Raw genomic sequence first — 25912 nt, 5'->3', positions numbered from 1 at the left:
GCGGCCGCCTCGCGCGCCGGTCCCGGGCCGCCCAGCTGCCGCGCTTGCCTGTGCGCCCCGGACAGTCCGCCCCCCACTGGCCGCGCCCGCCAGGGCGAATGCGAACGGTTCGCAACTGCGCTAAGCTGAAAACCCTTATTGTTACTGATTCTCATTATGAGTAGAACCGAGGTTTGCCCGTGAGGCACTCACGAACCGTTCCTGCACTGGCCGGGCTGGCCGCCGCCGCCCTGCTGCTGTCCGGCTGCGCCGCTGCAGGGGGAGAGGCCGAGGGTGACGGCAAGCTGAGCGTGGTCGCTTCCACCAATGTCTACGGTGATGTCGCCCAAACCATCGGCGGCGAGCACGTCGAGGTCACCTCGATCATCGACCGGATGGCCCAGGATCCACACTCCTACGAGGCAACGGCGCGGGACAAGCTCGCGATCTCCCAGGCCGACCTGCTGCTGGAAAACGGCGGGGGCTATGACACCTTCATGCACACCCTGGCGGACGAGACCGGCGTCGACCACGAGTACCTCATCACTGCGGTGGAGCTGTCGCCGCTGTCCGGTGCAGAAGGCGCCGACGCGGGGCACAGCGAGGACGCCGACGCGGGGCACACCGAGGGCGCCGACGCGGGGCACACGGAGGACGGCGGCCACGCGGACCACAGCCACGGCGGCCTCAATGAACACGTTTGGTACGACCTGCCCACCATGGCCGCGATTGCAGATGCCATCGCGGAGAAGCTCTCGGCCCTTGACCCGGAGCAGGCCGAAACGTTCCGGGCCAATGCCGAGCAGTTCCGCGCCGGAATTGACGGCCTCCAGAGCGACATGGACGAACTCGCCGCCACGGCGAGCGGGGAAGCCGTCGCGGCCACCGATCCGGTGCCCTTGCACTTCTTCGATGCGCTGGGACTCGAGAACAAGACCCCGGCAGGCTTCATGGAGGCGGCCGAGGAAGGCAGCGACGCCGCGCCGGCAGCCCTGAGGGAGGCCGAGGAGTTGATCACCGAGGGATCGGTACGGTTTGTCGCCTATAACGAACAGACCGAAGGCCCGCAGACCCAGGGCCTACGCAAATTGGCGGAAAAAGCGGGCATCGAGGTCCTCAACTTCACCGAGACCCTGCCGCCTGACCAGGACTACCTGACCTGGATGGCGGAGAACCTGGAATCCGTGGACCAGGCGCTGGGCGCGTGACCGGTCAGAACGCCGGGCCGTGGTTAACTGAGACTGCCATGACCCCCGCCGTCCGCTTGCAGGGCGCCTCGCTGTCCTTCGGCCAGCGCGTGCTGTGGCATGACCTCGACCTGACCATCAACCCGGGCGAATTCTTAGCGGTGCTGGGTCCCAACGGCTCCGGCAAGACGAGTTTCCTGCGCGTATTGCTTGGCCTGCAGCCGCTGAGCAGTGGGACGGCCGAGGTCAACGGGCGGCCGCTGGAGCGCGGCAGCCGGGACATCGGCTATATTCCCCAGCAAAAGACCTTCGCTCCGGAGACCCCGCTGCGTGCGCGCGATCTGGTGGGCTTGGGTCTGGACGGGCACCGGTGGGGCATTAGGCTGAACGGCCGCAGGCATCGCCGGCGGGTGGACGAACTGCTTGAGATGGTGGGCGCCTCCGGTTACGCGGAAGCCCCGGTCGGGCAGCTGTCCGGCGGCGAGCAACAGCGTCTGCGGGCGGCCCAAGCGCTGGCCTCCGACCCCCAGGTGCTGCTCTGCGACGAGCCTTTGCTCTCGCTGGACCTGCACCACCAGCAGGCCGTGAGCTCCATGATCAATAGGCAATGCCATGAAAGGAACAGCGCGGTCGTCTTCGTCACGCACGAAATCAACCCGATCATCGACTATGTGGACCGGGTGCTCTACCTGGCCGGCGGCCAGTTCCGCGTTGGCACGCCGAAAGAAGTGATGACCACCGAGGTGCTGTCGCACATGTACAACAGCCACGTCGAGGTCATCCACAACCAGGGACGGATCATCGTGGTGGGGCTTCCCGACGCGACCACCCACCACCACAGCGAGGTGGTGTAGGCATGGATGCATCGGAACTGCTGAATGCGGTCTTCAACTTCAACGACTACGGCGACCTGCTCCCGCTGGTGCGCAACTCGCTGATTGCCGGCGCCGTCCTGGGCCTGGTCGGCGGCCTGATCGGCGTGTTCGTGATGATGCGGGACCTCGCCTTTGCCGTGCACGGCATCGCCGAGCTGTCCTTCGCCGGGGCGGCATTCGCACTGCTGATCGGCGCGAACGTGGTGTTCGGCTCGCTGGTGGGCTCGGTGATCGCCGCCGTCGTCCTGGGCATGCTGGGGATGCGGGCCCGGGACCGGAACTCGATCACGGGCGTGATCATGTCCTTCGGGCTGGGCCTGGGGATCCTGTTCCTCTCACTCTACGAGGGCCGCTCGGCGAACAAGTTCGGCCTGCTGACCGGGCAGATCGTCTCCGTGGACACCGTGCAGCTGAACCTTCTGACCGCGGGTTCGGCCGTGGTGGTGCTCGGGCTTGTGGCCATCTGGCGTCCGCTGGCCTTCGCCAGCGCCGATCCGGACCTGGCCGATGCCCGCGGCGTGCCGGTGGGTGCCCTCGCGATCGTGTTCATGTTCCTGCTGGGACTGGCCGTGGCGCTGTCCATCCAGGTGGTCGGCGCCTTGCTGGTGTTGTCCCTGGTCATTACCCCGGCGGCCGCGGCGCTCCGGGTAAGCAGTTCGCCGCGCGTGGTCGTGCTGCTGAGCGTGGTATTCGCGGTGACCGCCGTGGTGGGCGGCATCCTGCTGGCCCTCGGCGGCAGCCTGCCGATCAGCCCCTACGTGACGACGATTTCGTTCCTGATCTACGTGGTCTGCCGGTTGGCCGGGGCACGGCGGCAACGGCGCGGCAAGGTGGGGCGGCGTGACGTCGCCGCGGTACGGGTGACCGCCGGTTAAGCCCTGCCGGGCGGTGCGACGTGCCGCGGTACGGGTGACCGCCGGTTAAGCGCTGGCGGGGGCGGCGCTGCAGTCCGGGCAGAGCCCGTACATTTCCACGGTGTGTGCAACCTGTGTGAAGCCGTGCTCCGCCGCCATCCGGGCGGCCCATTGCTCCACAGCCGGAGCCTCAATCTCCACGGTCTTGCCGCAGGTGCGGCAGAGCAAGTGGTGGTGGTGATGTTCGACGGCGCAGCGCCGGTACACGGCCTCGCCCTCGCCACTGCGCATCACGTCCACTTGGCCGTCGTCGGCCATGGCCTGCAGGATCCGGTACGTGGTGGCCAGCGAGACCGAGTCGCCGCGGTCCTGCAGCAAGCGGTGCAGTTCCTGCGTGCTGACGAAGTCCTCCAGGCTGTCCAGGGCGGCAGCCACGGCCACCCGCTGGCGGGTCACCCGCTGTTCCGAACCGCGGCGCTGCGCCTGCGGTTTCGCTGAAGGAACGGACATGTCCGCTTCGGCTCCTCGCTGTTGATACTGGCACCCGTGGGGTGCATCCCAGCCTACCAGCAGGCCTGAATACCGGGGCACGCCGGCCCGCTCAGACGCCGGCCTGCTCAAACGCCGAGACCGCCGGCACGCCTGCAGCGCCGGGACGCCGGCCCGCTCACACGCCGAACCGCCGCACGCCGGCCGGCCCCCGCCGCTAGGGTGTGATCCATGAAGCTGACAAAATACACCCACGCGTGCGTACGGCTTGAGCAGGACGGACACGTCCTGGTGATCGACCCCGGTAACTTCTCGGAAGTGGAACAGGCCCTCGATGGGGCTACCGCCGTCCTGGTCACCCACGAGCATGCGGACCATATCGACCAGGACCGAGTTCCCGGTGTGCTCGCGGCGGCGGACGACATGCAGTTGTATGCCCCGGCCTCCGTGGCCGCCGACCTTCGGGCGCTGGTCCCGGCGGCAGCGGGACGGATCCATGCCGCCGAACCGGAGACGGAGTTCGAGGTGCCCGGGTTCCGCATCCGCACCTTCGGCGGCCAGCACGCCCTGATTCATCCGCACATCCCGGTGGTCGCCAACATCGGCTACGTCATCAATGACAGCCTGTACCACCCAGGCGATTCCTTCATCGTTCCGCACGGACTGGACGTCCGGACCGTTCTGGTGCCCATCCACGCGCCGTGGTCGAAGACGGCCGAGGTGATCGACTTCGTCACCGCCATGCGCGCCGAGAACGCCTACCCGATCCACGACGCCGGGCTCAGCGACCGCGGCCTGTCGTTGGTGGAGAAGCACGTGACCTTCTTTGGCGGCCACTACGGCACCAGCTACCGGCACCTGTCGCCGGGGGAGAGCGTGGAGCTGGGCTGAGAGTCGGGGACGGCACGGGCGGGGCTGCTTGGCCCAATACGTGCTGCTGTGATGGACTGTCGGGACACCGGCGGGCAACGACGCCCGCCAGCAGTCAGGAGGAGATCTCATGAGGACTCTGATGGACGTGCAGACACTGCGTGAACGGATGATCTCCGGACAGCGCACCGTACTGCTCGATGTTCGCTGGAAACTGGGCGACGACGCCGGCCACAGCCACTACCGCCAGGCCCACATTCCCGGTGCCGTCTACGTTGACCTGCCGTCGCAGCTTGCGTCGGCGCCGTCAGCGAAGGGCGGACGCCATCCGCTGCCGGAGCCGGAGGCCTTCCGCGAGGCCGCACGCGATTGGGGCATCAACAACGACGACGTCGTGGTGGCCTACGATGACAACGGCGGCATGGCCGCGGCCCGGGTGTGGTGGCTGCTGAAAGACGGCGGATTCGACTCCGTCTACCTGCTCGACGGCGGGCTCGCCGCCTGGCGGGACGAGGGGTTTGAACTGGACAGCGGCGACGAGCTGGCGTGCCTGGGCAACGTCGAACTGGGCAGCGGCAGGATGCCCAGGCTTGAGCTGGAGGACGTGCTGGATTTCGCGGGTACCTCGCTGTTGCTGGATGCCCGCGCCGTCGAGCGTTACCGCGGCGAGTTCGAGCCGGTGGATTCCCGCGCCGGACACATCCCCGGCGCCGTCAGCGCACCGACCACGGCCAACCTGGCCCCGGACGGACGCTTCCTGCCCTCCACGGAACTCGCGGCACGATTCAAGGAACTGGGGGCGGAAGGACGCAAGGTGGCCGTCTATTGCGGCTCGGGCATTACCGCCGCCCACCAGGTCGCGGCGATGGCCGAGGCCGGCATGGATGCGGCGCTCTTCCCCGGCTCCTGGTCGCAGTGGTGCGGACATCCGGAGCTGCCGGTAGCCACGGGGAGCGCGCCGTAATCAGCCGCCTGGTCGGCCCCGTGCCCGCGCCCTGCAGCACGGCACCGAAAGCGTCACAGAGGGTGTGCCGTGGTGGCATAGCGAAGCAGCAAACGGTAGCGTCAGGCCCATGACACTTGGCCGTCCGGCACCGCCGCCGCTGGGGAAACCGCTCACACCTGACCAGGAGCAGCAGGCCCTCGCGGCAGCCGACCTGCCGACACCGAGAAGCAGTATGAGGACGGCCGCGGCCTACGGAGTGACGGGGCCCGGATCCGGAATGGTTGCGCTGCAGATCGAACGCCGCACCGCCGGGCCGCACGACGTGGAGATCGCCATTGCCTTCTGCGGCCTCTGCCACTCGGATGTCCACACGGTTCGCGGCGAGTGGCGCGAGATCGAGTATCCGCTGGTGCCCGGCCACGAGATCGTTGGGCGGGTCACGGCCATCGGCCAGGACGTCACCCTGCATGCCGTCGGCGACCTGGTGGGGGTGGGCTGCATGGTGGATTCCTGCGGCGACTGCTCCGCCTGCGGGGAAGGACTTGAACAGTACTGCGACAAGGGTGCGGTGGGCACCTACGGCGCCCGCGACCGCCGCCACGGCGGGGAGATGACGCAGGGCGGGTACGCAACGTCCGTCGTCGTCGATGAAAACTTCGTGCTGCGCGTGCCCCCGGAACTGGACCCCGCCGCCGCGGCCCCCCTGCTCTGCGCCGGCATTACCACTTACTCGCCCATGCGCTACTTCGGCGTCGAAGCCGGCGACTCCGTCGGCGTGGTGGGTCTGGGCGGGTTGGGACACATGGCGGTCAAACTGGCCAAGGCCATGGGAGCGTCGGTAACTGTCTTCACGAGCTCTGCGGACAAGGCCGATTCGGCCCGCGCGCTCGGCGCCGACCACGTGGTGGTGACCGGAGACGCCGAGGCGCTCGCGGCCGCCCGCCGCAGTGTCGATTTGGTCATCGACACCGTGGCCGCGGCCCACGACCTGGCCCCGTACCTGCGGGCCATCCGCCGCGACGGTGCGCTGATCCAACTGGGCGTGCCGCCCGAGCCGATGCCTCCGGTGCCGGTCAACCTGCTGATGCGCGAGCGAGTCGCCTACGGCGCCTCGAAGATCGGCGGCATCGCCGAGACCCAGGAGATGCTGGACTTTTGCGCCGAACACGGGATCACGGCCGACATCGAACTGGTGGGCGCACCGGACCTCGACCAAGCCTATGACCGCATGGTGGCCGGGGATGTTGCCTACCGGTTTGTCCTGGACATCGCATCGCTGAACCGTTGAGCAGGGGCCGAAACCGTGGCGACCGACCGGTCTGGGCCTGCCTGCACCGAAGCCGGGCCGGCCGAACCTTCGCTGTCACCCGACCGGACCCCCATCAGCCCGGCTGGAAGCTGCCCGACTCTTACCGACCCCCGAGTGACCCCAACCGACAAGGACTGCGTACATGAGCACCCTCTTCACCAAAATCATCGACGGCGACATCCCCGGCCGCTTCGTCTGGAAGGACGACGACGTGGTGGCGTTCCTGAGCATCGGCCCGCTCGCGGACGGGCACACGTTGGTGGTGCCGCGGCAGGAAGTGGATCGCTGGACCGACGCCCCGGCCGACCTGCTGCAGAAACTCACGGCGGTCGCCCAGACCATCGGCAAGGCCCAGGTGGAAGCCTTTGGCGCCGCCCGGGCCGGCCTGATCATCGCCGGCTTCGAGGTGAACCACCTGCACCTGCACGTCTGGCCCTCCAACTCGGAGGCCGAGTTCGACTTCAAGAGGGCGCAGCAGGACCCGGACCCGGCCGTGATGGATGAGTCAGCCAAGCGCCTCCGGGCGGCGCTGCGCGAGGCCGGACACGGGGACGTCGTCCCCGCCGACTGACGCGCATGCCTCAGCCGGCGAGGGCCTCGTTCAGGGCCGTTCGGACGCGCTTTTCGGACACCGAATACGCGGTGCCGAGTTCCTGCGCGAAGAAGCTGATCCGCAGTTCTTCCAGCATCCAGCGAACCCTGTCCAGCCCCGAGCCGTCCAGGTTGCCGGGCTTCAGCGCCGCCCTCGCGTCGTCGTACTCGTCTTCGAGCCGCTGCACCACTGCCATGTGCTGCACGTCCCGGCCCACGGCGGTCGGCAGTTTTTGCAGCCGGCGCTCAATCCCCTCGAGGTAGCGCGGCAGCTGGCTGAGCTGCGCATAACCCGTGGCCGCCACGAACCCGGGATAGACCAGCTGCTCCAGCTGGCTCTTGATGTCGGAGAGCGGACTGATCAGGGCCAGGCTGGCGTTGGACTTCAGCTCCTTCTGGATCCGCCGGGTGCTGGAGAGGATCTTCTCCACGATGGCGGTCACGGTGAAGACGGTATCGATCAGTTCCGCGCGGACCTGCTCGTACAGCGCGTCGAAGCCGGCCCGGGTGAAGGGCAGCTCGGCCGGCACCAGCTTGTCCACCGCGGCCTGCGTGCAGTCGTCGATCAGCGACGCCACCGAACCGTGGGGGTTCTGCGTGAACGTCAGCTTCTCCGTGTTGTTCAGGTGGTCCAGCACGTACCGCTGCGGCGAGGGCACCCGCAGCACCAGCAGCCGGATGATGCCCGAGCGCATCGCCGCCTGCTGGCCGGAAGGAGTCTGGTAGACGCGCACACCGACGGTGCCGCCTTCGTCCACCAGCGCCAGATAGCCGGTCACGGTGTGCCCGGCCACCTCGCGCCTGACCTCGCGGGGGAGATCACCGTCCGGCCAGGCGGTCAGGCCGCTGCGTTCCTGCAGGCCCGCGGCGGCATGTGCAGCAGTCCCCGACGCCGGTGTCCCGGCAACGGGGGCTGTGCCCGGAGCGGCGCCCTGGCCGCCGCCGCGCTTCTTGCCGGTGGCGCCGCGGCGTTGACCCGCCGGCGACGGCTGCGCGGTCTTCGGGGTCGCTCCCAGCGACTCGGCGATGGCCCGGCGGTTCGCCGGCGCGAGTTCCTGCTGCAGCCGGTCCAGGTCCTTGTCCTCGCCCAGCACCTTGCCGGTGCCGTCGAGCACGCGGAATGTCATGCGCAGGTGCGGCGGAACGGTCTCCCAGTTCCATGAGCCGGGCGGGATGATGTGTCCCTTCAGCCGGCGCAGGACCAGCTCCAGCGACGGCTCCAGGTCATCTTCGGCCGGATCGAAGTCCGCAGCCAGGGCCGCCGCCGCGCTCCGGGCAACGTCCGGGGCGGGAACGAAGTTCTTCCGGATCTGCTTGGGCAACGACTTGATCAGCGCGGTCACCAGCTCCACCCGCAGGCCCGGGATCTGCCAGCGGAACGGAGCCGCGTCCAGCTGGTTGAGGAACAGCACCGGCACGTGCACCGTTACGCCGTCCGACGGATCCGGGGTTGCCCCCGGTGCCACGGGCGAGAATTCATAACTCAGCGGGAGCTCGAAGGTCCCCTGCCGCCAGGTCTTCGGGAACGCCGAGGTGTCGAGTTCCTCGGCGTCGGCGGCCAGCACGGCATCCGGATCGAAATCCAGCAGCGTGGGATTCTCCGCCCGCGCATCCTTCCACCACTTGTCGAAGTGCCGTTCGGAGACCACCTCGGGGCCGATCCGTTTGTCGTAGAACTCGAACAGCGTTTCGTCGTCCACGCGCAGGTCGCGGCGGCGCATCCGCGTCTCCAGTTCCTCGACCTCGGCCAGCAGCTTGCGGTTGCGGTGGAAGAACTTGTGGTGCGTGCGCCAGTCGCCCTCCACCAGGGCATGGCGGATGAACAGCTCGCGGCTGAGTTCCCGGTCGATCCTGCCGTATTGGATGCGGCGCTGCGGGACGATCGGCACCCCGTAGAGGGTGACCTTCTCGTAGGCCATCACGGAGCCCATCTTCTTGGACCAGTGCGGCTCCGAATACGTGCGTTTGCACAGCTGCGGGGCAATCTCTTCGGCCCAGGCGGGATCGAATTTCGCCGCCACCCTGGCCCACAGCCGTGAGGTTTCCACGAGCTCGGCGGCCATCACCCAGTCCGGCGACTTCTTGAACAGCGCCGATCCGGGGAAGATGGCGAACCGGGTGCCTCGCGCGCCGGCATATTCGCGCTTGCGCTCCTCGTACACGCCGATGTGGCTCAGCAGGCCGGCGAGCAGGGACTTGTGGATGTCATCGTGCCTGCCCACGGGGTCGACCTCGTGTCCCGACTCCAGCGCGATGCCCAGCGGCTTGGCCAACTGGCGCAGCTGCGCGAACAGGTCCTGCCACTCCCGGACCCGCAGGTAGTTGATGAATTCCGTGCGGCACAGTTTGCGGAACTGGGTGGAGGAGAGCTCCTGCTGCCGCTCCTGCAGATAGCGCCACAAATTCAGGATGCCGGTGAAGTCGGACTTCTCGTCCACGAAGCGCTTGTGCTTCTCGTTGGCCTGCTGCTGCTTGGCCGCATTGTCCCCATGGGACCGTTCCCGGGGGTCCCGGATGGTCAGCGCCGCCGCCAGGACCATCACCTCGCGCACGCAGCCGCGTTGGCCGGCTTCCACGATCATGCGGCCCAAGCGCGGGTCCACCGGCAGTTGCGCCAGTTTGCGCCCGACGGCCGTGAGGCCCGACTTCGGCGCGGGCCCTCCCTTGGCGCCGGGCTCGGGCAGGGCGCCGAGTTCGCGCAGGAGGGTGACGCCGTCGTTGATGGCACGGGACTCGGGCGGCTCCACGAACGGGAAGGCTTCGATGTCCTTGGGACCGCGGGCCACGCCCATCGCGGTCATCTGCAGGATGACCGCGGCCAAGTTGGTGCGCAGGATCTCGGGGTCGGTAAACTCGGGCCGGGACTCGTAGTCCTCTTCGGAGTAGAGCCGGATGGCGATGCCGTCGCTCACGCGGCCGCAGCGGCCCGAGCGCTGGTTGGCCGAGGCCTGCGAGATGCGCTCGATCGGCAGCCGCTGGACCTTGGTCCGGTGCGAGTAGCGGGAGATGCGCGCGGTGCCGGTGTCGATGACGTACTTGATGCCCGGAACCGTCAGCGACGTCTCGGCCACGTTGGTGGCCAGCACTATCCTGCGCTGGCTGCCGGGGGAGAAGACCCGGTGCTGTTCCGCCAACGACAGCCGGGCGTACAGCGGCAGGATCTGGGTGCCGGCCAGCCGGCGGTTGGTCTTGATCCTGGCCGTGAGGGCGTCGGCGGCATCGCGGATCTCGCGCTCGCCGGAGAAGAAGACCAGGATGTCGCCGGGAGCCTCCAGGGACAGCTCGTCCACTGCGTCACAGACGGCGTCAAGCGGGTCGCGGTCTTCCTCCAGCACGTCCACGTCCGGGTTGTCGGGATCGGTGGCCGCCGGCTGGTTCAGCGGGCGGTAGCGGATTTCCACCGGGTAGGTCCGGCCGGAAACCTCGATCACCGGCGCCGGTGCGTCGTCGCTGCCGAAGTGCCGGGCAAAGCGGTCCGGGTCGATCGTCGCGGAGGTGATGATGACCTTCAGGTCCGGACGCTTGGGCAGGATCTGCTTGAGATAGCCCAGGATGAAGTCGATGTTGAGGCTGCGTTCGTGGGCCTCGTCGATGATGATCGTGCTGTACTTTTTCAGGAGTTTGTCGTGCTGGATTTCGGCCAGCAGGATGCCGTCCGTCATCAGCTTGATCCGGGTATCCCGGCCGACCTCGCCGGTGAAGCGGACCTGGAAGCCGACCTCCTGGCCAATCTTCACGTCCAGTTCCTCGGCGATGCGTTCGGCCACGGTCCGGGCGGCCAGCCGCCGGGGCTGGGTGTGGCCGATCAGCCCCTTCTCGCCCAGGCCCAGCTCCAGGCACATCTTCGGGATTTGTGTTGTCTTGCCGGAGCCGGTTTCGCCGGCGATGACGGTCACCTGGTTCGCGGCGATGGCCGCCGTGATGTCCTCGCGCCGCTCCGAAACCGGCAGGGCCGCGGGATACGTGATGTTCACAGCCATGATTGACCACAGTCTAGTCGCTGGGCCCGCTGCCCCGGACCGTCCGCACAGCGCGCACGGCCCGGCGTGCGTCCGTGGACATAAATAACTATCCGGCGACAAACGGATGCAATTTGTCCGGCGGGGGAGACGTATCTCATATGGTTGTCCTGACCCCGCGGTTCTGATTAGACAATGTGACTCGGTTCACAGGTAAGATCTTCAGGACGCTTCCGCAGGGTTGCCTGCCATAACCGCCGGCGCCGATGACGACGCCGCGTGTGGCGGACCGCTTCAGCCGCGCCGGGGAGGGGCGGCAAGGCGGAAAAGTGCCGGGCTATCCGGCACGTGACGGACATTTGAAAGGAACATCGTGAAGAAACGTTCGACCATGTTCGGCCTGGGGTCAGGCCTGCTGGCCACCGCCCTGCTTGTTTCCGCGTGCGGCAACGCGGGATCCTCCGAGGGCAATGCCGCCGAAGGCAGCACCGAATCGGTGGAGATCGGCATCAGCCAGATCGTCTCGCATCCGTCCCTGGACGCGGCCCGCGAAGGGTTCAAGAAGGCGCTGGCCGACAACGGCTACGTCGAGGGCGAGACCGTGACCTACGACGAGCAGAACGCGCAGGGCGACCAGGGCACCGCGACCTCCATCGCCGGCAAGTTCGCCAGCGACCAGAAGGACCTCATCCTGGCCATCGCGACGCCCACCGCGCAGGCGGCCGTGCAGGCAATCGCCGACACCCCGATCCTGTTCACCGCGGTTACCGACCCGGAGTCCGCCTCGCTGGTGGAAAGCATGGACGCTCCGGGATCGAACGTCAGCGGTACCTCGGACCGCAACCCGGTCGAGGAGCAGCTGGCCCTGGTCAAGGAGCTGAACCCGGACGCGAAGTCCGTGGGCATCGTCTACTCCTCGGGCGAGGTCAACTCCACCGTGCAGGTCGAATGGGCCAAGGAAGCGGCGAAGGAACTGGGCCTGGAGATCAAGGAAGCAGCAATCTCCAACTCCGGTGAAGTCCAGCAGGCCGCCGAGTCGCTCGACGTCGACGCGTTCTACGTGCCGACCGACAACAACGTGGTGTCCGCCCTCGAGTCCCTGATCCAGGTGGCCGAATCCAAGAAGATCCTGACGATTGCCGCCGAGGGCGACTCGGTGAAGCGCGGCACGGTGGCCACCTACGGCATCAACTACGAAAAGCTGGGCTACCAGACCGGCGAGATGGCCGTGAAGATCCTCAAGGGCGAGGCTGAACCGGCCTCCATGCCGGTGGAGACCCAGACCGAACTGGAACTCTACGTCAACCCGGCCGCCGCCAAGCGCATGGGTGTGACCCTGCCGGACGGCTACGCCGACACGGCCGACCACGTCTTCGAGTAAGCCCGACCTTCCAGCTCGAGCCGAAGAAGTCCGCAGTCCCTCCGGCGGCCGGCCAGCCCGGCCGCCGGATCGACGCCACGAGAGAACCAAGGTCTACTACCTATGATTACCGCGGTTGAGCTTGGGCTGATCTACGCGATCATGGCCCTGGGGGTCTACCTGACCTTCCGCATCCTCGATTTTCCCGACCTGACGGTCGACGGCAGTTTCACCACCGGCGCCGGAGTCGCCGCCATCAGCATCATCAACGGCATGCCGCCGGTCATGGCCACCATCCTGGCCTTCATCGCCGGTATGGCTGCCGGCACCGTCACCGGCCTGCTGCACACCAAGGGCAAGATCAACGGCCTGCTGGCCGGCATCCTGACAATGATCGCCCTCTATTCCATCAACCTGCGCATCATGGGCCGGGCCAACCTGCCGCTGTTGCGCGAAGAAACCCTGATCACCCCGCTGCGCGAGTCGGGGATGCTCGGCGGCATCGGCGCCATCGCCATCTTCCTGCTGGTCGCCCTGGTGGTGAAGGTGATCATGGACTGGTTCCTGCACACCGACATCGGACTGGCCATGCAGGCGACCGGCGACAACGAACAGATGATCCGCAGTTTCGGCGTCAGCACGGACAACCAGAAGATCCTGGGCCTCGCCCTGTCCAACGGGCTCGTGGCCGTCTGCGGCGCGTTCATCGCCCAGTACCAGGGGTTCGCCGACATCGGCATGGGCATCGGCCTGATCCTGGCCGGCCTGGCCTCGGTGATCATCGGCCAGGCGATCTTCGGAACCCGCCTGATCTGGATCGCCACCCTGGCCGTGGTGCTCGGTTCCGTACTGTACCGCGTGGTCATCCAGCTGGCCCTCCAGGCCGGCCTGCAGCCGAACGACATGAAGCTGGTCTCGGCCGTGCTGGTGGTCATCGCGCTGGTGCTGCCGCAGTGGAAGGTCTTTCGCCGCGTCGGCGGGCTCGGAAAGATGAAGAAGTCCCTGACGGGAGCGAAGGGCTGACATGCTGGATATCAAGAACGTTCACAAGACCTTCTTCGCGGGCACCGTCAACGAGCGCGTCGCCCTGCAGGAGATCAACCTGTCCCTGGCCGCCGGCGAATTCGTCACGGTGATCGGCAGCAACGGTGCCGGCAAATCGACCATCCTGAACATCACCTCCGGCAAGCTGCGCCCCGACGTCGGCACGGTGAGCATCGACGGCAACGACGTCACCAGGCTCGCCGACCACCAGCGTGCCCGCTTCGTCGGCCGCGTCTTCCAGGACCCGATGGCGGGAACGTCACCGGAGATGACCATCGAACAGAACCTGGCCATCGCCTACGAACGCGGTAAGCGCCGCGGATTGCGCCCCGGCGTGACCCGCAGGAAGCGCGAATTCTTCAAGGAAGAGCTGCGTTCGTTGGAGCTCGGGCTGGAGAACCGGCTCAAGGCCAAGGTCGGCCTGCTCTCGGGCGGCCAGCGGCAGGCGCTGTCGCTGCTGATGGCCACGTTCAGCAGCCCGAAGATCCTGCTGCTGGACGAGCACACCGCCGCACTCGACCCGCAGCGTGCGGAGCTGGTCAGCCGCCTGACCGCCGAGGTGGTGGACCGGCACCGCCTGACCACGCTGATGGTGACCCACAATATGGAGCAGGCGCTCCGGCTGGGCACGCGGCTGATCATGATGCACGAGGGCCGGATCATCCTGGACCTCGACCAGGAACAGAAGCAGAAGGCCACCGTGCCGGACCTGCTGCATGAGTTCGAGAAGATCAAGGGCGTGGTCGACGACCGCACCATGCTCCAGTAGCGTCCGCGCTGCAGGAGCCACCGGCATCGGACCGGGTCGACGTACGACGGCGGCTGTCCCACCTAGGCGGTAGGGGCGGCCGCCGTTCCCGTGCCGGCCGCGGCAGCCAGCCGGCCCGCGAGCTCCGCGGCGCGCTGCCGGAATTCCGCCGGCTCCAAAATTTCAAACGCAAAGCCGGTGGCGGCCAGCTCCACCAGGGGGTAGTCCAGCGAATCGTAGCCGGCCCGCAGCACGGTGGCCCCGCCGTCGTCGGACAGGGCGGCGATGTTCGGCGGGATCCGCTCGGCGACGGCCTGCAGGGGAGCGTCGATCCGGACCACCACGTCGAACCGGTACGGGGACCTGGTGATCGACTGCTGGACGTAGGCGGCCAGGTCCGGCTGCGGCAACTGCCGCGGGGCAAAGCGTTCACGCGCCGTGGGAACCGATTCGAACCGGTCCACCCGGAAGGTGCGCCAGTCCTGCCGGCCGGTATCGTAGGCCACCAGGTACCAGCGCCGGCCGGTGTCCACCAGCCGGTACGGTTCGGCCAGGCGGCGGCCGGACTCACCGTCCGCCTTGGCGTAGCGGAAGCCGACCACGCGCCGTTCGGCGATGGCGGTGGAGATCCCGGTCAGCACCTCGGGGTCAACGGCCGCGGTGGGGCCGGCCAGGGTGACCACGGCGTTCTTCAGCGTGGAAAACTTGGGCCGGAGCCGCGCCGGCAGCACCTGCTCCAGCTTGGTCAGCGCCCGGAGCGACGCCTCGCCGACGCCGGCCACCGGGCTGGCGGTCACCGCCCCAAGACCCAGCGCGACGGCGAGGGCTTCGTCGTCGTCGAGCAGCAGCGGCGGAAGCTGCGCGCCCGCGCCCAGCTGGTAGCCGCCGGCCACGCCGGGGGACGCATTGATGGGATACCCGAGGCTGCGGAGTTTGCCGATGTCGCGGCGCACCGTCCGTTCGGTGACACCCATCCGCCCGGCCAGGGCGGACCCGGTCCACTCCCGGCGCATCTGAAGCAGGGAGAGCAACTGCAGCAGCCGCGCGGATGTTTCGAGCATGGCCCACCTGACTTCAGCAGCCGAAGCGTGCCGAATCGTGCAGCACGCGCGGGTGCCGGTCGTTCCGGCAACAGGGCCACTCTAGTCCCAATTCAGGACAGGAACGGTCCGTGATGCAGGGGGCCCGGCGTCGGCAACCTGCCCGGTTGCAGGGGGTGCGTCCCGACTATGGGCAAACAGCCGGCCGCCCGGCATGATGGATTCCCGGGCTCCCCAGGCGGGGAGCCGCCGTTGGGAGGAGCGGGCATGTCTTTCAATGCAGCCGAGGAGTTGCTCGAGCAGCTGACGTGGCATTGGGACGCCCAGGCCCGGCCGCGGCTGGAGGGGCTCACCGACGAAGAGTACTTCTGGGAGCCCGCCGAGGGCTGCTGGAACGTGCGGCACCGCGGGACCAGTACCGCCCCGATGGCGGTGGGCGCCGGCATTTTCACGATCGACTTCGGACTTCCGGAGCCGGTGCCGCCGCCGGTGACCACCGTCGCCTGGCGGCTGGGCCACATTCTGGTGGGCGTGCTGGGCAGCCGTAACGCCTCGCACTTCGGCGGGCCGCCGGTCAGCTACGAATCGTTCGACTATCCGGGCACGGCGTCGGGCGCGTTGGAACTGCTGGACGAATACTATGCGCACTGGACCGCGGGGGTCCGGGGACTCGGCGTCGAGGGGCTGGCGGCGCCCTGCGGGCCGGCCGAAGGCCCCTATGCCGATCGCTCCATGGGGACGCTGGTGCTGCACATCAACCGGGAAATGATTCATCACCTGGCCGAGATCGCGCTGTTGCGCGACCTGTTCGCCCACCGCCAGTAGGGAGCCGTAAAGAGGGTCCGGCCCGCGGGTCCCATCAGAGGGCCGGATCCCGCGGGGTGCTTCAGAGGGTTCGGCCCGCGGGTCCCATCAGAGGGCCGGGTCCCGCGGGGTGCTTCAGAGGGTTCGGCCCGCGGGTCCCTTCGTCAGGAACCCGCGGAGGGGTGGCCGGGTCAGGCCAGCCGGGCGAGGTCGGTGTAGGGGCGGCTCGGGGTGGAGCCGGCCGTCCAGTCGGCCTGTGAGCGTTCCGGCGGGGTGTTGCCCCGTCCGTCACGCAGGATCAGCCGGAGGGTTTCGATGATGACGAGGAGTGCCAGTGCGGTAATCAGGAGGAGTTCCATGCCTCCATGGTGGTCCTGCTGCCGGCAAAAAAAGAGTGGCAGAAACGACCATAAAGCATAAAAAACTGCCATACTGGGGGCATGCTGAAAAAGGTGGCCGTGGTGGTGCTTCCGGGAGCTGCGCCGTTCGAATTCGGGGTGGTCTGCGAAGTCTTCGGCATCGACCGTTCCGACCGGGGGACCGGCGTTCCGGCGTTCGACTTCCGGATCTGCACTCCCGAGCCCGGGGTCGTCAGCAGCAAGCTGGGATTCTCCCTCAATGTCGCCGTCGGGCTGGAGGCCGCCGACGACGCGGACCTCGTGGTGGTGGTGCCGTACCAGCGCATGGACCAGGCCCCCGAAGCACTTCTGCAGGCCCTGCGGGCGGCCCACGCCCGCGGCGCCTGGGTCTTGTCCGTGTGCTCGGCGGCCTTTGTGCTGGCTGAAGCTGGGCTGTTGGACGGCCGGCGCGCCACCACCCACTGGCAGTACTCGCACCAGCTGGCCGCCGAATATCCGCAGGTCGACGTCGACGAAAACGTGCTGTACGTGGAGGACGAGCGCATCATCACCAGCGCCGGCACCGCCGCCGGAATCGACGCCTGCCTGCACCTGGTCCGGACCGAACTCGGGGCATCCGTGGCGTCGGCCATCGCCCGGGACATGGTGGTGCCGCCGCATCGGGCCGGGGGCCAGTCGCAATATATTGACCGGCCCATGTCGCTGGCCGGCTGCCACACCCTCAAGGACCTGCTGGCCTGGCTGTCCGAGAACCTGGCCCAGGACGTCAGCGTTGCCCAGCTGGCCGCGCGGGTCCACATGTCCGAGCGCACCTTCGCCCGCCGGTTCCGGGCCGAGACCGGCGCGACGCCGGCGGCATGGATCAACGCCCAGCGGGTGCTGCGTGCGCAGGAACTGCTTGAGGAATCGGACCTGAACATCGAGGAGATCGCCCGGATCACCGGGTTCGGCCAGGCGGTGCTGCTGCGCCACCATTTCGCCAGGTCCGTTGGCGTGAGCCCGGCGTCCTACCGCCGCACCTTCCGCGGCGGTGGCGCCGCCGCCGGCGCGCGGCAGCCGGCAGGCAGCGCGGCCCGCTAGGGGGCCGTTTCCCTCTGCGGCACGCCGGGGGTTGTCCTTGTACCGCGGCCCGCGTGCAGGCACACTCATAAGTGTGCTTAGTAGTCCGGCGGGCGATGCGCGGCGGATGAGCAGGGTGCATGCGCCTGCCGGGTGCGCGCACCCCAAGCGAATAAAGGAGAACCGGTGATGAGTTCAGCTGCAGAAGGGGCCAGAAGCCCGAAACAACGACGCAATGACGTGGTAGCGGCGGAGAGGCGCCAATTCGGCGGCATCAAGTGGGGCTCCGCGTTCTTCGGCTGGCTCGCGGCCACCGGGATCGGAGTCATCCTGACGGCGCTGATGGCCGCCATCGGCGCCGCCGTGGGGATCGCCGAGAGCGCCGATCCCGCGCAGGTCGCCGAGCAGGCGTCCCGGAACCTGGGGACGGTCGGCATAGTGGGCGGGATCATCCTGGCCGTCATCTTGTTCATTTCGTATTTCTGCGGCGGGTACGTGGCCGGCCGGATGGCCCGCTTCGACGGCGTCAAGCAGGGGCTGGCCGTGTGGCTGTGGGCGATCGTGGTTGCCATTGTGCTCGCCATCCTGGGGCTGATCGCTGGCAGCCAGTTCAATGTGCTGAGCAGCTTGAACAGTTTCCCCCGCGTGCCCCTAGGCGAAGGGGAGCTGACGACCGGCGGCATCGTATTCCTGGTCGTCGCCGCGCTGGTCTCGCTCGCCGGTGCCATTCTTGGTGGCAGGTCCGGCATGCATTTCCACCGCAAGGTGGACCAGGTGGGCGTCGACCGCCGCTTCGACGGGCCGGGAGACGGCGAGTGAGGTGACTCCGGCGCAGGCCGGCTGCCGTTAACGGGAGAATCCCCGGCTCTTGAGCCGGGGATTCTCCCTTGTCCTGCGCTTCAGTGCCCTCGATAGGATTCGAACCTACGGCCTTCTGCTCCGGAGGCAGACGCTCTATCCCCTGAGCTACGAGGGCGCGGCACCGGCTGGAAACCCGGTGCCCTGCGGGACCTATTGAGCTTATCAGTATCTGCGCCGCCAGAAGAAATGCGCCCGGACCGGCCCCGACGGCGGCCGCATGCAAGGTGGCCGGTCCGGCCGGCACAGTGCGCCTGCGAGCCCGGTCACAGCCAGCCCGCCGAAAGCCGGTCGGATCAAGGGATTGCCCTATGCTTGTGGGGTGACTCCTGAAGAACTTTCCGCTGCCATTGCCGCCTGCCTGCAGGCCGCCGTCGACGCCGGCGACTTCGCCGTCGAAATGCCCAGCGAGGTCCGGGTGGAGCGCCCCAAGAACCGCGAGCACGGGGACTGGGCCACCAACATCGCCATGCAGCTGGGCAAGAAGGCCGGCATGAGCCCGCGCCAGTTCGCCGAAATCCTCAGCGCGCGGCTGGAGAAGATCGACGGCGTCAGCCGGGTGGACATCGCCGGACCCGGATTCCTGAACATCACCGTGGACGCCGCCGCAGCCGGAACGCTGGCCCGCAGCATCGTGGAGGCCGGCAGCGCCTTCGGCACCGCCGGCGACCTGGCGGGCCAGCGGATCAACCTCGAATTCGTCTCCGCCAACCCGACCGGTCCGATCCACCTGGGCGGGACCCGCTGGGCGGCACTCGGCGACGCCCTGGCCCGCATCCTGGCCGCCCAGGGTGCCGACGTCACGCGCGAGTACTACTTCAACGACCACGGGTCGCAGATCGACCGCTTCGCCCGCTCGCTGCTGGCGAAGGCAAAGGGCGAACCCGCCCCCGAGGATGGCTACGGCGGTGACTACATCGCGGACATCGCCCAGGCGGTGCTGCGGCAGAATCCGGATGCGCTGTCGGCGGCCGACCCGCAGGAAGAGTTCCGCAGCCGCGGCGTTGAACTGATGTTTGGCGCCATCAAGGAATCGCTGCATGAGTTCGGGGTGGACTTCGACGTCTACTTCCACGAAAACTCCCTGTTCGAGGACGGCGCGGTTGAAAAGCTGCTGGAGCAGCTCAAAGCCTCCGGCAGCCTCTACTTCCAGGACGGTGCCTGGTGGCTGAAGTCCACCGACTTCGGTGACGACAAGGACCGCGTCGTCATCAAGTCCGACGGCAATGCCGCCTATATTGCCGGCGACATCGCCTACTTCAAGAACAAGCGGGACCGCGGCTTTGACCTGTGCATCTACATGCTCGGCGCAGACCACCACGGTTACGTCGCCCGGCTGAAAGCCGCCGCGGCCGCCATCGGCGACGACGCCGACCGGGTGGAAGTGCTGATCGGGCAGATGGTCAACCTGGTCAAGGACGGCAAGCCCCTGCGCATGTCGAAGCGGGCCGGCACGGTGGTGACCATGGAGGACCTGGTCGACGCCGTGGGGGTGGATGCCGCCCGCTATGCCCTCACCCGCTCGCACGCCGATTCCAACATCGACATCGACCTGGACCTGCTGGTCAAGCACAGCAACGACAACCCGGTCTTCTACGTGCAGTACGCCCACGCGCGCACCTGCGCCGTCGCGCGCAACGCGGCCTCTTCCGGCGTGGACCGCAGCGCCTTCAATGCCTCGCTGCTGGACCATGCCACGGAGAACGAGCTGCTGGCCGTGCTCGGGGCCTACCCGTCGGTGGTCGCCACCGCCGCGAAGCTGCGCGAACCGCACCGCGTCGCCCGGCACCTGGAAGTCATCGCCGGCGCCTACCACCGCTGGTACGACGCCTGCCGGGTGACGCCGATCGGCGACGGCGCAGTCACCGATACGCACCGTACCCGCCTGTGGTTGAACGCCGCCGTCACCCAGGTCCTGGCCAACGGTCTTGGGCTGCTGGGCGTCAGCGCGCCGGAGAGGATGTAATGCCCGCAGCACACGAAACCGCCGCCGCGTCCGACCTGGCTCCGGACTGGCTCACCTGCCCGCAGGACGTCAACCGGCTGGACGCCAAGCTCTGGGCCCGGGACGTGTCCCGCGGCGCGGAGGGCGAGCTGGAAATCTCCGGCCTCGGCGTCACCCGGCTGAAAGAGCAGTTCGGCACGCCGCTGTTCGTGGTGTCCGAGGACGACTTCCGGGCCCGCGCGCGCGAGTTCAAGCAGGCCTTCGACGAGGCCTTCAGCACGCTCTGCGGCGGCGTCGACGTGTACTACGCCGGCAAGGCGTTCCTCAGCGTGGAGATCGCCCGGTGGGTGGCGCAGGAGGGGCTGCGGCTGGACACCTGCAGCGGCGGGGAGCTGGCCGTGGCCGCCCGCGCGGGCATCCCGGGGGAGGACCTGGGCCTGCACGGCAACAACAAGTCGGACGCCGAACTCCACCGCGCGCTGGACATGGGGCTGGGCCGCATCGTGGTGGACAGCCTCGACGAACTGGCACGCCTGGGAGCCATCGCCGCGGCCCGCGGCGAGATGGCCAACGTGATGCTGCGGCTGACCCCCGGCGTGCACGCGCACACCCACGAGTTCATTGCCACGGCGCACGAAGACCAGAAGTTCGGGCTCTCGATGGCCGGCGCCGACCAGGGCGCGGGGCACGACGCCGGTGCGCAGCCCCGGCCGGCCGGCTCCCCGGCCGCGCAGGCCGTGGCGGCGGCGCTGGAGCACGAGTCCATCAACCTGCTGGGCCTGCACTGCCACATCGGATCGCAGATCTTCGAGCCCGAAGGCTTCGCGCTGGCGGCCGAGCGGCTGCTCACGTTCGTAGCCGAGGTCAAGCGGGTCCACGGCGTGGACCTGCATGAACTGGACCTGGGCGGCGGTTACGGCATTGCCTACACCGAGGCCGACAGCCCCCGCCCGCCGGCGGAACTCGCCCAGGCGATGGCCGCCGTCGTGCGCTCCGTCACGGAGCGGCTGGGCATCCCGGTGCCGCGGATCTCGATCGAGCCGGGCCGGGCCATCGCCGGGCCCAGCACGTTCACGCTCTACTCGGCCGGCACCCGCAAGACCGTCCAGGTGGACACGGAGGGCGGCGGCAGCAGCCCGCGGCGCTACGTGTCCGTGGACGGAGGCATGAGCGACAACGCCCGGCCGGTGCTCTACGACGCCGACTACTCGGCGGCGCTGGCCTCGCGTGTGACGGACGCGGCCCCGATTATTTCCCGCGTGGTTGGTAAACACTGCGAGAGCGGTGACATTGTAGTCAGGAACGTTTACCTGCCCGAGGACATCGAGGCAGGGGACCTGCTGGCGGTGCCGGCGACCGGGGCCTATTGCTGGGCGCTTTCCAGCAACTACAACTACGTTGCCCGGCCACCTGTGGTTGCCGTGCGCGGCGGCGAGGCACGGTTGATCATTCGAGGCGAGACCGAAGCCGACCTGCTGGCCCGTGACCTGGGCTGACCGCCGGCCGGGCAGCAGTTATTGCGAGTAAGACTAAGACTGAGAGTTTGGGCAGCATGAAAACGCTGAAGGTAGCACTGTTGGGATGCGGAAATGTCGGCGCCCAGGTGGCCCGCATCCTGCTTGACGACGCCGACGTGCTCGCCGCGCGGACCGGCGCGCGGCTGGAGTTGACCGGCATCGCGGTGCGCAATGCCGCCGCCAAACGGGCCGTGGAACTGCCCGCAGAGCTGTTCACCACCGACGCCGCGACGCTGGTCAAAGACGCCGACATCGTGATCGAACTGCTGGGCGGCCTGGAACCGGCCCGGACGCTGATCCGCACCGCGATCGCCAACGGGGCCGCCGTCGTCACCGGCAACAAGGCCCTGCTGGCCGCCGACGGCCAGGAGCTGTACGCCCAGGCCGACGACGCCGGCGTCGAACTCTCCTTCGAGGCGGCCGTGGCCGGGGCCATCCCCATCCTGCGGCCGATCCGCGAGTCGCTGGCGGGGGACCGCGTCACCAAGGTGATGGGCATCGTCAACGGAACCACCAACTACATCCTGGACCAGATGGATTCCACCGGCGCCCAGTTCGGCGAGGCGCTGGCCGCCGCGCAGGAGCTCGGCTACGCCGAAGCCGACCCGACCGCCGACATCGAAGGCCATGACGCCGCCGCCAAGGGCGCGATCCTGGCCGGGCTGGCCTTCCACACCGCGGTCGACCTGGCCGACGTCCAGTGCCAGGGCATCAGCTCCGTCTCCGCCGACGACATCGCCGCGGCCCGGGACGCCGGTTACGTGATCAAGCTGCTGGCGATCGCCGAGCGGCTGAGCGGCGCCGACGGCCGCGAGGGCGTGTCCGTGCGCGTCCACCCGACCCTGCTGCCGCGCCAGCACCCGCTGGCCGCCGTGCACGGGGCGTTCAACGCCGTCTTTGTGGAAGCGGAAAACGCCGGCGAACTGATGTTCTACGGCCAGGGTGCCGGCGGCGCGCCGACCGCCTCGGCCGTGGTCGGCGACGTGGTCAGCGCCGCCCGGCGCATGGTCGGCGGCGGCCCGGGCCGGACCGAAACGGCGACCGTGGACCTGCCCGCCGTCGGGCTGGACTCGGTGCGCACCAGCTACTACATCGGCCTGGACGTGGCCGACCGGCCCGGTGTGCTGGCCCAGATTGCCGGCGTTTTCGCCGAGCACGGGGTCTCCATCGAGACCATGCGCCAGACCATCCACACCGAGGGCCCGCTGGATCCCGCCCACGACGGCGGCGAGGTGACCGCCGAACTGCGCTTCGTCACCCACCGGGCCTCCGAGGCGTCGCTGGCCGCAACCGTCGAGGCCGTGCGCGGGCTCGACATCGTCAACGCTGTTACCTCTGTCCTGCGAGTAGAAGGAATCTAAGTGGCCCACCAATGGCGCGGCGTCATCCGTGAATACGCGGACCGGCTGCCGGTATCGGAGCAGACCGAGATCATCACCCTCGGCGAAGGCGGCACCCCGCTGGTGCAGGCCAAGGCCCTCTCCGAACTGACCGGATCCGAGGTCTACCTCAAGGTGGAGGGGATGAACCCCACCGGCTCCTTCAAGGACCGAGGCATGACCATGGCCATCACCGCGGCCGTGGAGGCCGGCGCCAAGGCGGTGGTCTGCGCGTCCACCGGCAACACCTCCGCGTCCGCCGCCGCCTATGCCACCCAGGCCGGGCTGAAGTGCGCGGTGCTCGTGCCGGCCGGCAAGATCGCCATGGGCAAGATGAGCCAGGCGATCGCGCACGGCGCCGAGATCATCCAGATCAACGGCAACTTCGACAACTGCCTGGAAGTGGCCCGCAAGCTCTCCGAGGCCTATCCGGTGTTCCTGGTCAACTCGGTGAACCCGGCGCGCATCCAGGGCCAGAAGACGGCGGCCTTCGAGACCGTCGACTATCTGGGCGACGCCCCGGACATCCACGTGATGCCGGTGGGCAACGCGGGAAACATCACCGCGTACTGGAAGGGGTACCAGGAGTACGCCGCGCCGTACGAATCGGCCATTGCCGGCATGCTCCCGCCGGTCGCCACCAAGACCCCCGTGCTGTGGGGCTTCCAGGCCGCCGGCGCGGCGCCGCTGGTGCTGGGACACCCGGTAACCGAACCGGAAACCATCGCCACCGCCATCCGGATCGGCAATCCGGCCTCCTGGGACACAGCCATCGCCGCACGCGACGAGTCCGGAGGCCTGATCGACTCGGTGACCGACGACGAGATCCTGGCCGCGCACCGCTGGCTCTCCTCCCGCGAGGGCGTCTTCGTGGAGCCCGGCTCCGCGGCAGGCGTTGCCGGCGTGCTCAAGAAGCACGCGGCCGGCGAGGTGCCCGCGGGCAAGACCATCGTCATCACGGTCACCGGCCACGGGCTGAAGGACCCGCAGTGGGCCCTGCAGACCGAGGACGGCAGCGAGGCGGCGCCGGTCAAGGTGGACTTCGACGTGGTCAGCGTGGCCAGCGCCCTGGGTCTTGAGTAGCAGCACCTTGCCGGGGGAGGGCACCGCCGTGGCCGGCCGCATCGCGCCCGGCCAGCGCGTCACCGTGCGGGTTCCGGCCACCAGCGCCAATCTGGGCCCGGGCTTCGACAGCCTGGGCCTGGCCCTGGCCTACTACGACACGGTCACGGTGGAATCGACCGACGACGGCGTCTTCCACGCCTCCGTGAGCGGCGAGGGCGCGGCGGGGCTGCCCGCCGATGAAAGCCACCTGATCATCCGCACCCTGCGCGGCACGCTGCGTGAGGCCGGGTACGACGCCGGCGGGCTGCGCCTGCGGGCCCGGAACCTCATTCCGCACGGCCGCGGCATGGGATCCTCGGCCGCCGCCGTAGTCTCCGCCGTGCTGTTGGCCAACGCGCTGCTGCCGGAGCGGGAACGGCTGGGGGCGGGAGACATCCTGCAGGTTTGCTCGGCGCTGGAGGGCCACCCCGACAACGTGGCTCCGGCCCTGGGCGGACAGCTGGCCATCTCCTGGGAAGAGGCCGGCGTGTTCGCCAGCACCTGCGTGCCGATCTGCCCGGACATCGTGCCCGTGCTGGCCATCCCGGCCTACGAGCTTTCCACGGAAACCGCGCGCAACCTCCTGCCCGCGTCCGTGCCGCACCACGTGGCCGCCGCCAATTCCGGCCGCGCCGCCCTGCTGGTCCACGCGCTGACCCGCGATCCGTCCCTGCTGCGGGCCGGAACCGAAGACTGGCTGCACCAGCGGCACCGGGCACCGGCCATGGAACCCAGCGCCGCGCTGATCGCGGCGCTGCGCAGCCAGGGCCACGCCGCCGTCGTCTCCGGTGCCGGACCCACCGTGCTGACACTCGCCGCGGACGAGGCCGAAGCGGAGCAGGTCCAGCGGGCCATCGCCGCGCACCTGGAACGCCGCGACTCGCCGGGAAACTGGCGTGTGCTGAAACTGGCAGTGGACACAGATGGTGCTAAAGTGGAAGTGCACCCCCGGGATTAACCGGCGAGGACACCTGCCGGATGCTCCGGATCAAGCAAGCCGAGTAGCCGTTTGGGCAGGATCCCCGTTCCAGGTGCAGCCTTTCAGGAGCCTTCCGCGGCACTCAACGGCGTTGCTGCCGGCCATCGGCCGGACAGGACCTCACTCGTTCCATCCGGACGGCTTGTTTCAAGGTTTTTCATCTCTGATCACCCGGACTTGTTTCGGCACGACGCCGCAGGCAATACCGGACCCAGCCGGGCTTCTCATGCAACGGCCGGGTAGCAAACAACGCGGTGCGCTTCATATGCACACCGCCCGACGAGGGGGAAGGATCCTTCGTGACCGAAACCACTGACCTGACCGCAGGTGTGGAAACAATAGACTCTCCTGCACCGAAGAGTGCAGGCCTTGCCGGCCTGAAGCTGGCCCAACTGCAGGTGCTGGCCGGGCAGCTCGGCATCACCGGCGGCTCGCGGATGCGCAAGGGCGACCTGGTCGCCGCGATCTCCGACCACCAGCGTGGCTCCTCCGTGGCCGACCGCACGGCCAAGAAGGCCGAGCAGCCGGTGCGCACCGAAACTCCGGCGGCCAAGGAAGAGACCACCGGCGCGGCAAGCGGCGGCGCGACCGGCGGCACCGCCGGCGGCGACCTGACCAAGGCGGCGGAGCGGGTCAGCCGCACCCGCAACCGCAACC

The 25912-nt window shown here is 68.5% G+C and carries 23 protein-coding genes and 1 tRNA gene; 19 read left to right on the top strand and 5 right to left on the bottom strand.

What is annotated here, in order from left to right; all coding sequences use genetic code 11:
* Window positions 1-179 precede the first annotated feature (179 nt).
* From AC5RUH_RS14040 to AC5RUH_RS14030, 3 genes are read left to right on the top strand one after another with little or no spacing between them, the layout of a single operon-like run.
* On the top strand, window positions 180-1187 hold the full coding sequence (locus tag AC5RUH_RS14040) for a metal ABC transporter solute-binding protein, Zn/Mn family (protein WP_494100840.1): 1008 nt from the start codon (window positions 180-182) through the stop codon (window positions 1185-1187).
* A 38-nt stretch (window positions 1188-1225) separates the two neighbouring features.
* On the top strand, window positions 1226-2020 hold the full coding sequence (locus AC5RUH_RS14035) for a metal ABC transporter ATP-binding protein (protein WP_494128881.1): 795 nt from the start codon (window positions 1226-1228) through the stop codon (window positions 2018-2020).
* Window positions 2021-2022: 2 nt separating this feature from the next.
* A complete protein-coding gene (locus AC5RUH_RS14030) occupies window positions 2023-2916 on the top strand; it encodes a metal ABC transporter permease (protein WP_494128880.1) in 894 nt (297 codons plus the stop codon).
* A gap of 45 nt (window positions 2917-2961) precedes the next feature.
* Here AC5RUH_RS14030 and AC5RUH_RS14025 read toward each other — a convergent pair whose 3' ends face one another.
* Window positions 2962-3405, bottom strand: coding sequence for a Fur family transcriptional regulator (locus AC5RUH_RS14025; protein ID WP_494000149.1), 444 nt, complete (start codon window positions 3403-3405; stop codon window positions 2962-2964).
* Window positions 3406-3615: 210 nt separating this feature from the next.
* Here AC5RUH_RS14025 and AC5RUH_RS14020 point away from each other — a divergent pair, with 210 nt between their 5' ends.
* The 4 genes from AC5RUH_RS14020 (at window position 3616) to AC5RUH_RS14005 (ending at window position 7080) form a co-directional block, all read left to right on the top strand.
* Entirely contained in the window at window positions 3616-4275 is a 660-nt protein-coding gene (locus AC5RUH_RS14020; RefSeq protein WP_494100841.1) for an MBL fold metallo-hydrolase, read from the top strand.
* Between the two features lie 109 nt (window positions 4276-4384).
* The gene (locus tag AC5RUH_RS14015) at window positions 4385-5218 is read left to right on the top strand and encodes a sulfurtransferase (protein ID WP_494100842.1); all 834 of its coding nucleotides are present in this window, start codon (window positions 4385-4387) and stop codon (window positions 5216-5218) included.
* Between the two features lie 109 nt (window positions 5219-5327).
* Window positions 5328-6488 (top strand): NAD(P)-dependent alcohol dehydrogenase, encoded by a 1161-nt coding sequence (locus tag AC5RUH_RS14010; protein WP_494100843.1) that lies wholly within the window; start codon window positions 5328-5330, stop codon window positions 6486-6488.
* Between the two features lie 163 nt (window positions 6489-6651).
* Window positions 6652-7080: an HIT family protein gene (locus AC5RUH_RS14005; protein ID WP_494000145.1), complete on the top strand. Its 429-nt coding sequence runs from the start codon at window positions 6652-6654 to the stop codon at window positions 7078-7080.
* Window positions 7081-7090: 10 nt separating this feature from the next.
* On the opposite strand, the gene hrpA is transcribed toward AC5RUH_RS14005, so the two are convergent.
* Window positions 7091-11080 (bottom strand): ATP-dependent RNA helicase HrpA, encoded by a 3990-nt coding sequence (gene hrpA / locus AC5RUH_RS14000; protein WP_494128879.1) that lies wholly within the window; start codon window positions 11078-11080, stop codon window positions 7091-7093.
* A gap of 370 nt (window positions 11081-11450) precedes the next feature.
* Here hrpA and AC5RUH_RS13995 point away from each other — a divergent pair, with 370 nt between their 5' ends.
* From AC5RUH_RS13995 to AC5RUH_RS13985, 3 genes are all read left to right on the top strand, one after another.
* Window positions 11451-12440: an ABC transporter substrate-binding protein gene (locus tag AC5RUH_RS13995; RefSeq protein ID WP_494025781.1), complete on the top strand. Its 990-nt coding sequence runs from the start codon at window positions 11451-11453 to the stop codon at window positions 12438-12440.
* 102 nt (window positions 12441-12542) lie between these two features.
* A complete protein-coding gene (locus tag AC5RUH_RS13990; protein ID WP_493979031.1) occupies window positions 12543-13442 on the top strand; it encodes an ABC transporter permease in 900 nt (299 codons plus the stop codon).
* Between the two features lies 1 nt (window position 13443).
* On the top strand, window positions 13444-14232 hold the full coding sequence (locus tag AC5RUH_RS13985) for an ABC transporter ATP-binding protein (protein ID WP_494012440.1): 789 nt from the start codon (window positions 13444-13446) through the stop codon (window positions 14230-14232).
* A gap of 62 nt (window positions 14233-14294) precedes the next feature.
* Here the strand turns inward: AC5RUH_RS13985 and AC5RUH_RS13980 are convergent, their stop codons facing one another.
* Entirely contained in the window at window positions 14295-15272 is a 978-nt protein-coding gene (locus AC5RUH_RS13980; protein WP_494128878.1) for a helix-turn-helix transcriptional regulator, read from the bottom strand.
* Window positions 15273-15518: 246 nt separating this feature from the next.
* Between AC5RUH_RS13980 and AC5RUH_RS13975 the strand changes: the two genes are divergently transcribed.
* Window positions 15519-16076 carry a DinB family protein gene (locus AC5RUH_RS13975; RefSeq protein ID WP_494000141.1) on the top strand — a complete coding sequence of 186 codons (558 nt, stop codon included), beginning with the start codon at window positions 15519-15521 and terminating at the stop codon, window positions 16074-16076.
* Between the two features lie 170 nt (window positions 16077-16246).
* Here the strand turns inward: AC5RUH_RS13975 and AC5RUH_RS13970 are convergent, their stop codons facing one another.
* A complete protein-coding gene (locus AC5RUH_RS13970; RefSeq protein ID WP_494000140.1) occupies window positions 16247-16414 on the bottom strand; it encodes a hypothetical protein in 168 nt (55 codons plus the stop codon).
* Window positions 16415-16495: 81 nt separating this feature from the next.
* Between AC5RUH_RS13970 and AC5RUH_RS13965 the strand changes: the two genes are divergently transcribed.
* Both AC5RUH_RS13965 and AC5RUH_RS13960 read left to right on the top strand, forming a co-directional pair.
* A complete protein-coding gene (locus AC5RUH_RS13965) occupies window positions 16496-17494 on the top strand; it encodes a GlxA family transcriptional regulator (RefSeq protein ID WP_494128877.1) in 999 nt (332 codons plus the stop codon).
* A 168-nt stretch (window positions 17495-17662) separates the two neighbouring features.
* Window positions 17663-18292 (top strand): hypothetical protein, encoded by a 630-nt coding sequence (locus AC5RUH_RS13960; protein ID WP_494000138.1) that lies wholly within the window; start codon window positions 17663-17665, stop codon window positions 18290-18292.
* An 84-nt stretch (window positions 18293-18376) separates the two neighbouring features.
* On the opposite strand, the gene AC5RUH_RS13955 is transcribed toward AC5RUH_RS13960, so the two are convergent.
* A tRNA-Arg gene (locus AC5RUH_RS13955) sits at window positions 18377-18449 on the bottom strand.
* 204 nt (window positions 18450-18653) lie between these two features.
* On the opposite strand from AC5RUH_RS13955, the gene argS reads away from it, so the two are divergent.
* The 6 genes from argS to AC5RUH_RS13925 all read left to right on the top strand — a co-directional run.
* On the top strand, window positions 18654-20297 hold the full coding sequence (gene argS / locus AC5RUH_RS13950) for an arginine--tRNA ligase (protein ID WP_494128876.1): 1644 nt from the start codon (window positions 18654-18656) through the stop codon (window positions 20295-20297).
* Window positions 20297-21772: a diaminopimelate decarboxylase gene (lysA, locus tag AC5RUH_RS13945; protein WP_494128875.1), complete on the top strand. Its 1476-nt coding sequence runs from the start codon at window positions 20297-20299 to the stop codon at window positions 21770-21772. The genes argS and lysA overlap by 1 nt, the downstream gene beginning before the upstream one ends.
* 56 nt (window positions 21773-21828) lie before the next feature.
* A complete protein-coding gene (locus tag AC5RUH_RS13940) occupies window positions 21829-23154 on the top strand; it encodes a homoserine dehydrogenase (RefSeq protein WP_494050101.1) in 1326 nt (441 codons plus the stop codon).
* A complete protein-coding gene (thrC, locus tag AC5RUH_RS13935; protein WP_494022823.1) occupies window positions 23155-24255 on the top strand; it encodes a threonine synthase in 1101 nt (366 codons plus the stop codon).
* Window positions 24248-25234 carry a homoserine kinase gene (gene thrB, locus AC5RUH_RS13930; RefSeq protein WP_494128874.1) on the top strand — a complete coding sequence of 329 codons (987 nt, stop codon included), beginning with the start codon at window positions 24248-24250 and terminating at the stop codon, window positions 25232-25234. The genes thrC and thrB overlap by 8 nt, the downstream gene beginning before the upstream one ends.
* A 320-nt stretch (window positions 25235-25554) precedes the next feature.
* A partial coding sequence (locus tag AC5RUH_RS13925; RefSeq protein ID WP_494128873.1) for a Rho termination factor N-terminal domain-containing protein occupies window positions 25555-25912 on the top strand: 358 nt, incomplete at its 3' end.

The organism is Arthrobacter sp. Y3223166, from assembly GCF_059090935.1.
Note: the sequence above shows the minus strand (reverse complement) of the source record. Positions and strands in the feature narration are given on the sequence as shown.

Excerpts from the sequence above, each read along its gene's own strand:
- AC5RUH_RS13990 (WP_493979031.1), top strand. The coding sequence starts at position 12,543 with ATGATTACCGCGGTTGAGCTTGGGCTGATCTACGCGATCATGGCCCTG.
- AC5RUH_RS13995 (WP_494025781.1), top strand. The coding sequence starts at position 11,451 with ATGTTCGGCCTGGGGTCAGGCCTGCTGGCCACCGCCCTGCTTGTTTCC.
- AC5RUH_RS13960 (WP_494000138.1), top strand. The coding sequence starts at position 17,663 with ATGAGTTCAGCTGCAGAAGGGGCCAGAAGCCCGAAACAACGACGCAAT.
- AC5RUH_RS14015 (WP_494100842.1), top strand. The coding sequence starts at position 4,385 with ATGAGGACTCTGATGGACGTGCAGACACTGCGTGAACGGATGATCTCC.
- AC5RUH_RS13985 (WP_494012440.1), top strand. The coding sequence starts at position 13,444 with ATGCTGGATATCAAGAACGTTCACAAGACCTTCTTCGCGGGCACCGTC.
- AC5RUH_RS13980 (WP_494128878.1), bottom strand. The coding sequence starts at position 15,272 with ATGCTCGAAACATCCGCGCGGCTGCTGCAGTTGCTCTCCCTGCTTCAG.
- AC5RUH_RS14020 (WP_494100841.1), top strand. The coding sequence starts at position 3,616 with ATGAAGCTGACAAAATACACCCACGCGTGCGTACGGCTTGAGCAGGAC.
- AC5RUH_RS14030 (WP_494128880.1), top strand. The coding sequence starts at position 2,023 with ATGGATGCATCGGAACTGCTGAATGCGGTCTTCAACTTCAACGACTAC.
- AC5RUH_RS13975 (WP_494000141.1), top strand. The coding sequence starts at position 15,519 with ATGTCTTTCAATGCAGCCGAGGAGTTGCTCGAGCAGCTGACGTGGCAT.
- AC5RUH_RS14010 (WP_494100843.1), top strand. The coding sequence starts at position 5,328 with ATGACACTTGGCCGTCCGGCACCGCCGCCGCTGGGGAAACCGCTCACA.
- AC5RUH_RS14005 (WP_494000145.1), top strand. The coding sequence starts at position 6,652 with ATGAGCACCCTCTTCACCAAAATCATCGACGGCGACATCCCCGGCCGC.
- AC5RUH_RS13940 (WP_494050101.1), top strand. The coding sequence starts at position 21,829 with ATGAAAACGCTGAAGGTAGCACTGTTGGGATGCGGAAATGTCGGCGCC.
- hrpA (WP_494128879.1), bottom strand. The coding sequence starts at position 11,080 with ATGGCTGTGAACATCACGTATCCCGCGGCCCTGCCGGTTTCGGAGCGG.
- AC5RUH_RS13970 (WP_494000140.1), bottom strand. The coding sequence starts at position 16,414 with ATGGAACTCCTCCTGATTACCGCACTGGCACTCCTCGTCATCATCGAA.
- lysA (WP_494128875.1), top strand. The coding sequence starts at position 20,297 with ATGCCCGCAGCACACGAAACCGCCGCCGCGTCCGACCTGGCTCCGGAC.
- AC5RUH_RS14025 (WP_494000149.1), bottom strand. The coding sequence starts at position 3,405 with ATGTCCGTTCCTTCAGCGAAACCGCAGGCGCAGCGCCGCGGTTCGGAA.
- AC5RUH_RS13965 (WP_494128877.1), top strand. The coding sequence starts at position 16,496 with ATGCTGAAAAAGGTGGCCGTGGTGGTGCTTCCGGGAGCTGCGCCGTTC.
- AC5RUH_RS14035 (WP_494128881.1), top strand. The coding sequence starts at position 1,226 with ATGACCCCCGCCGTCCGCTTGCAGGGCGCCTCGCTGTCCTTCGGCCAG.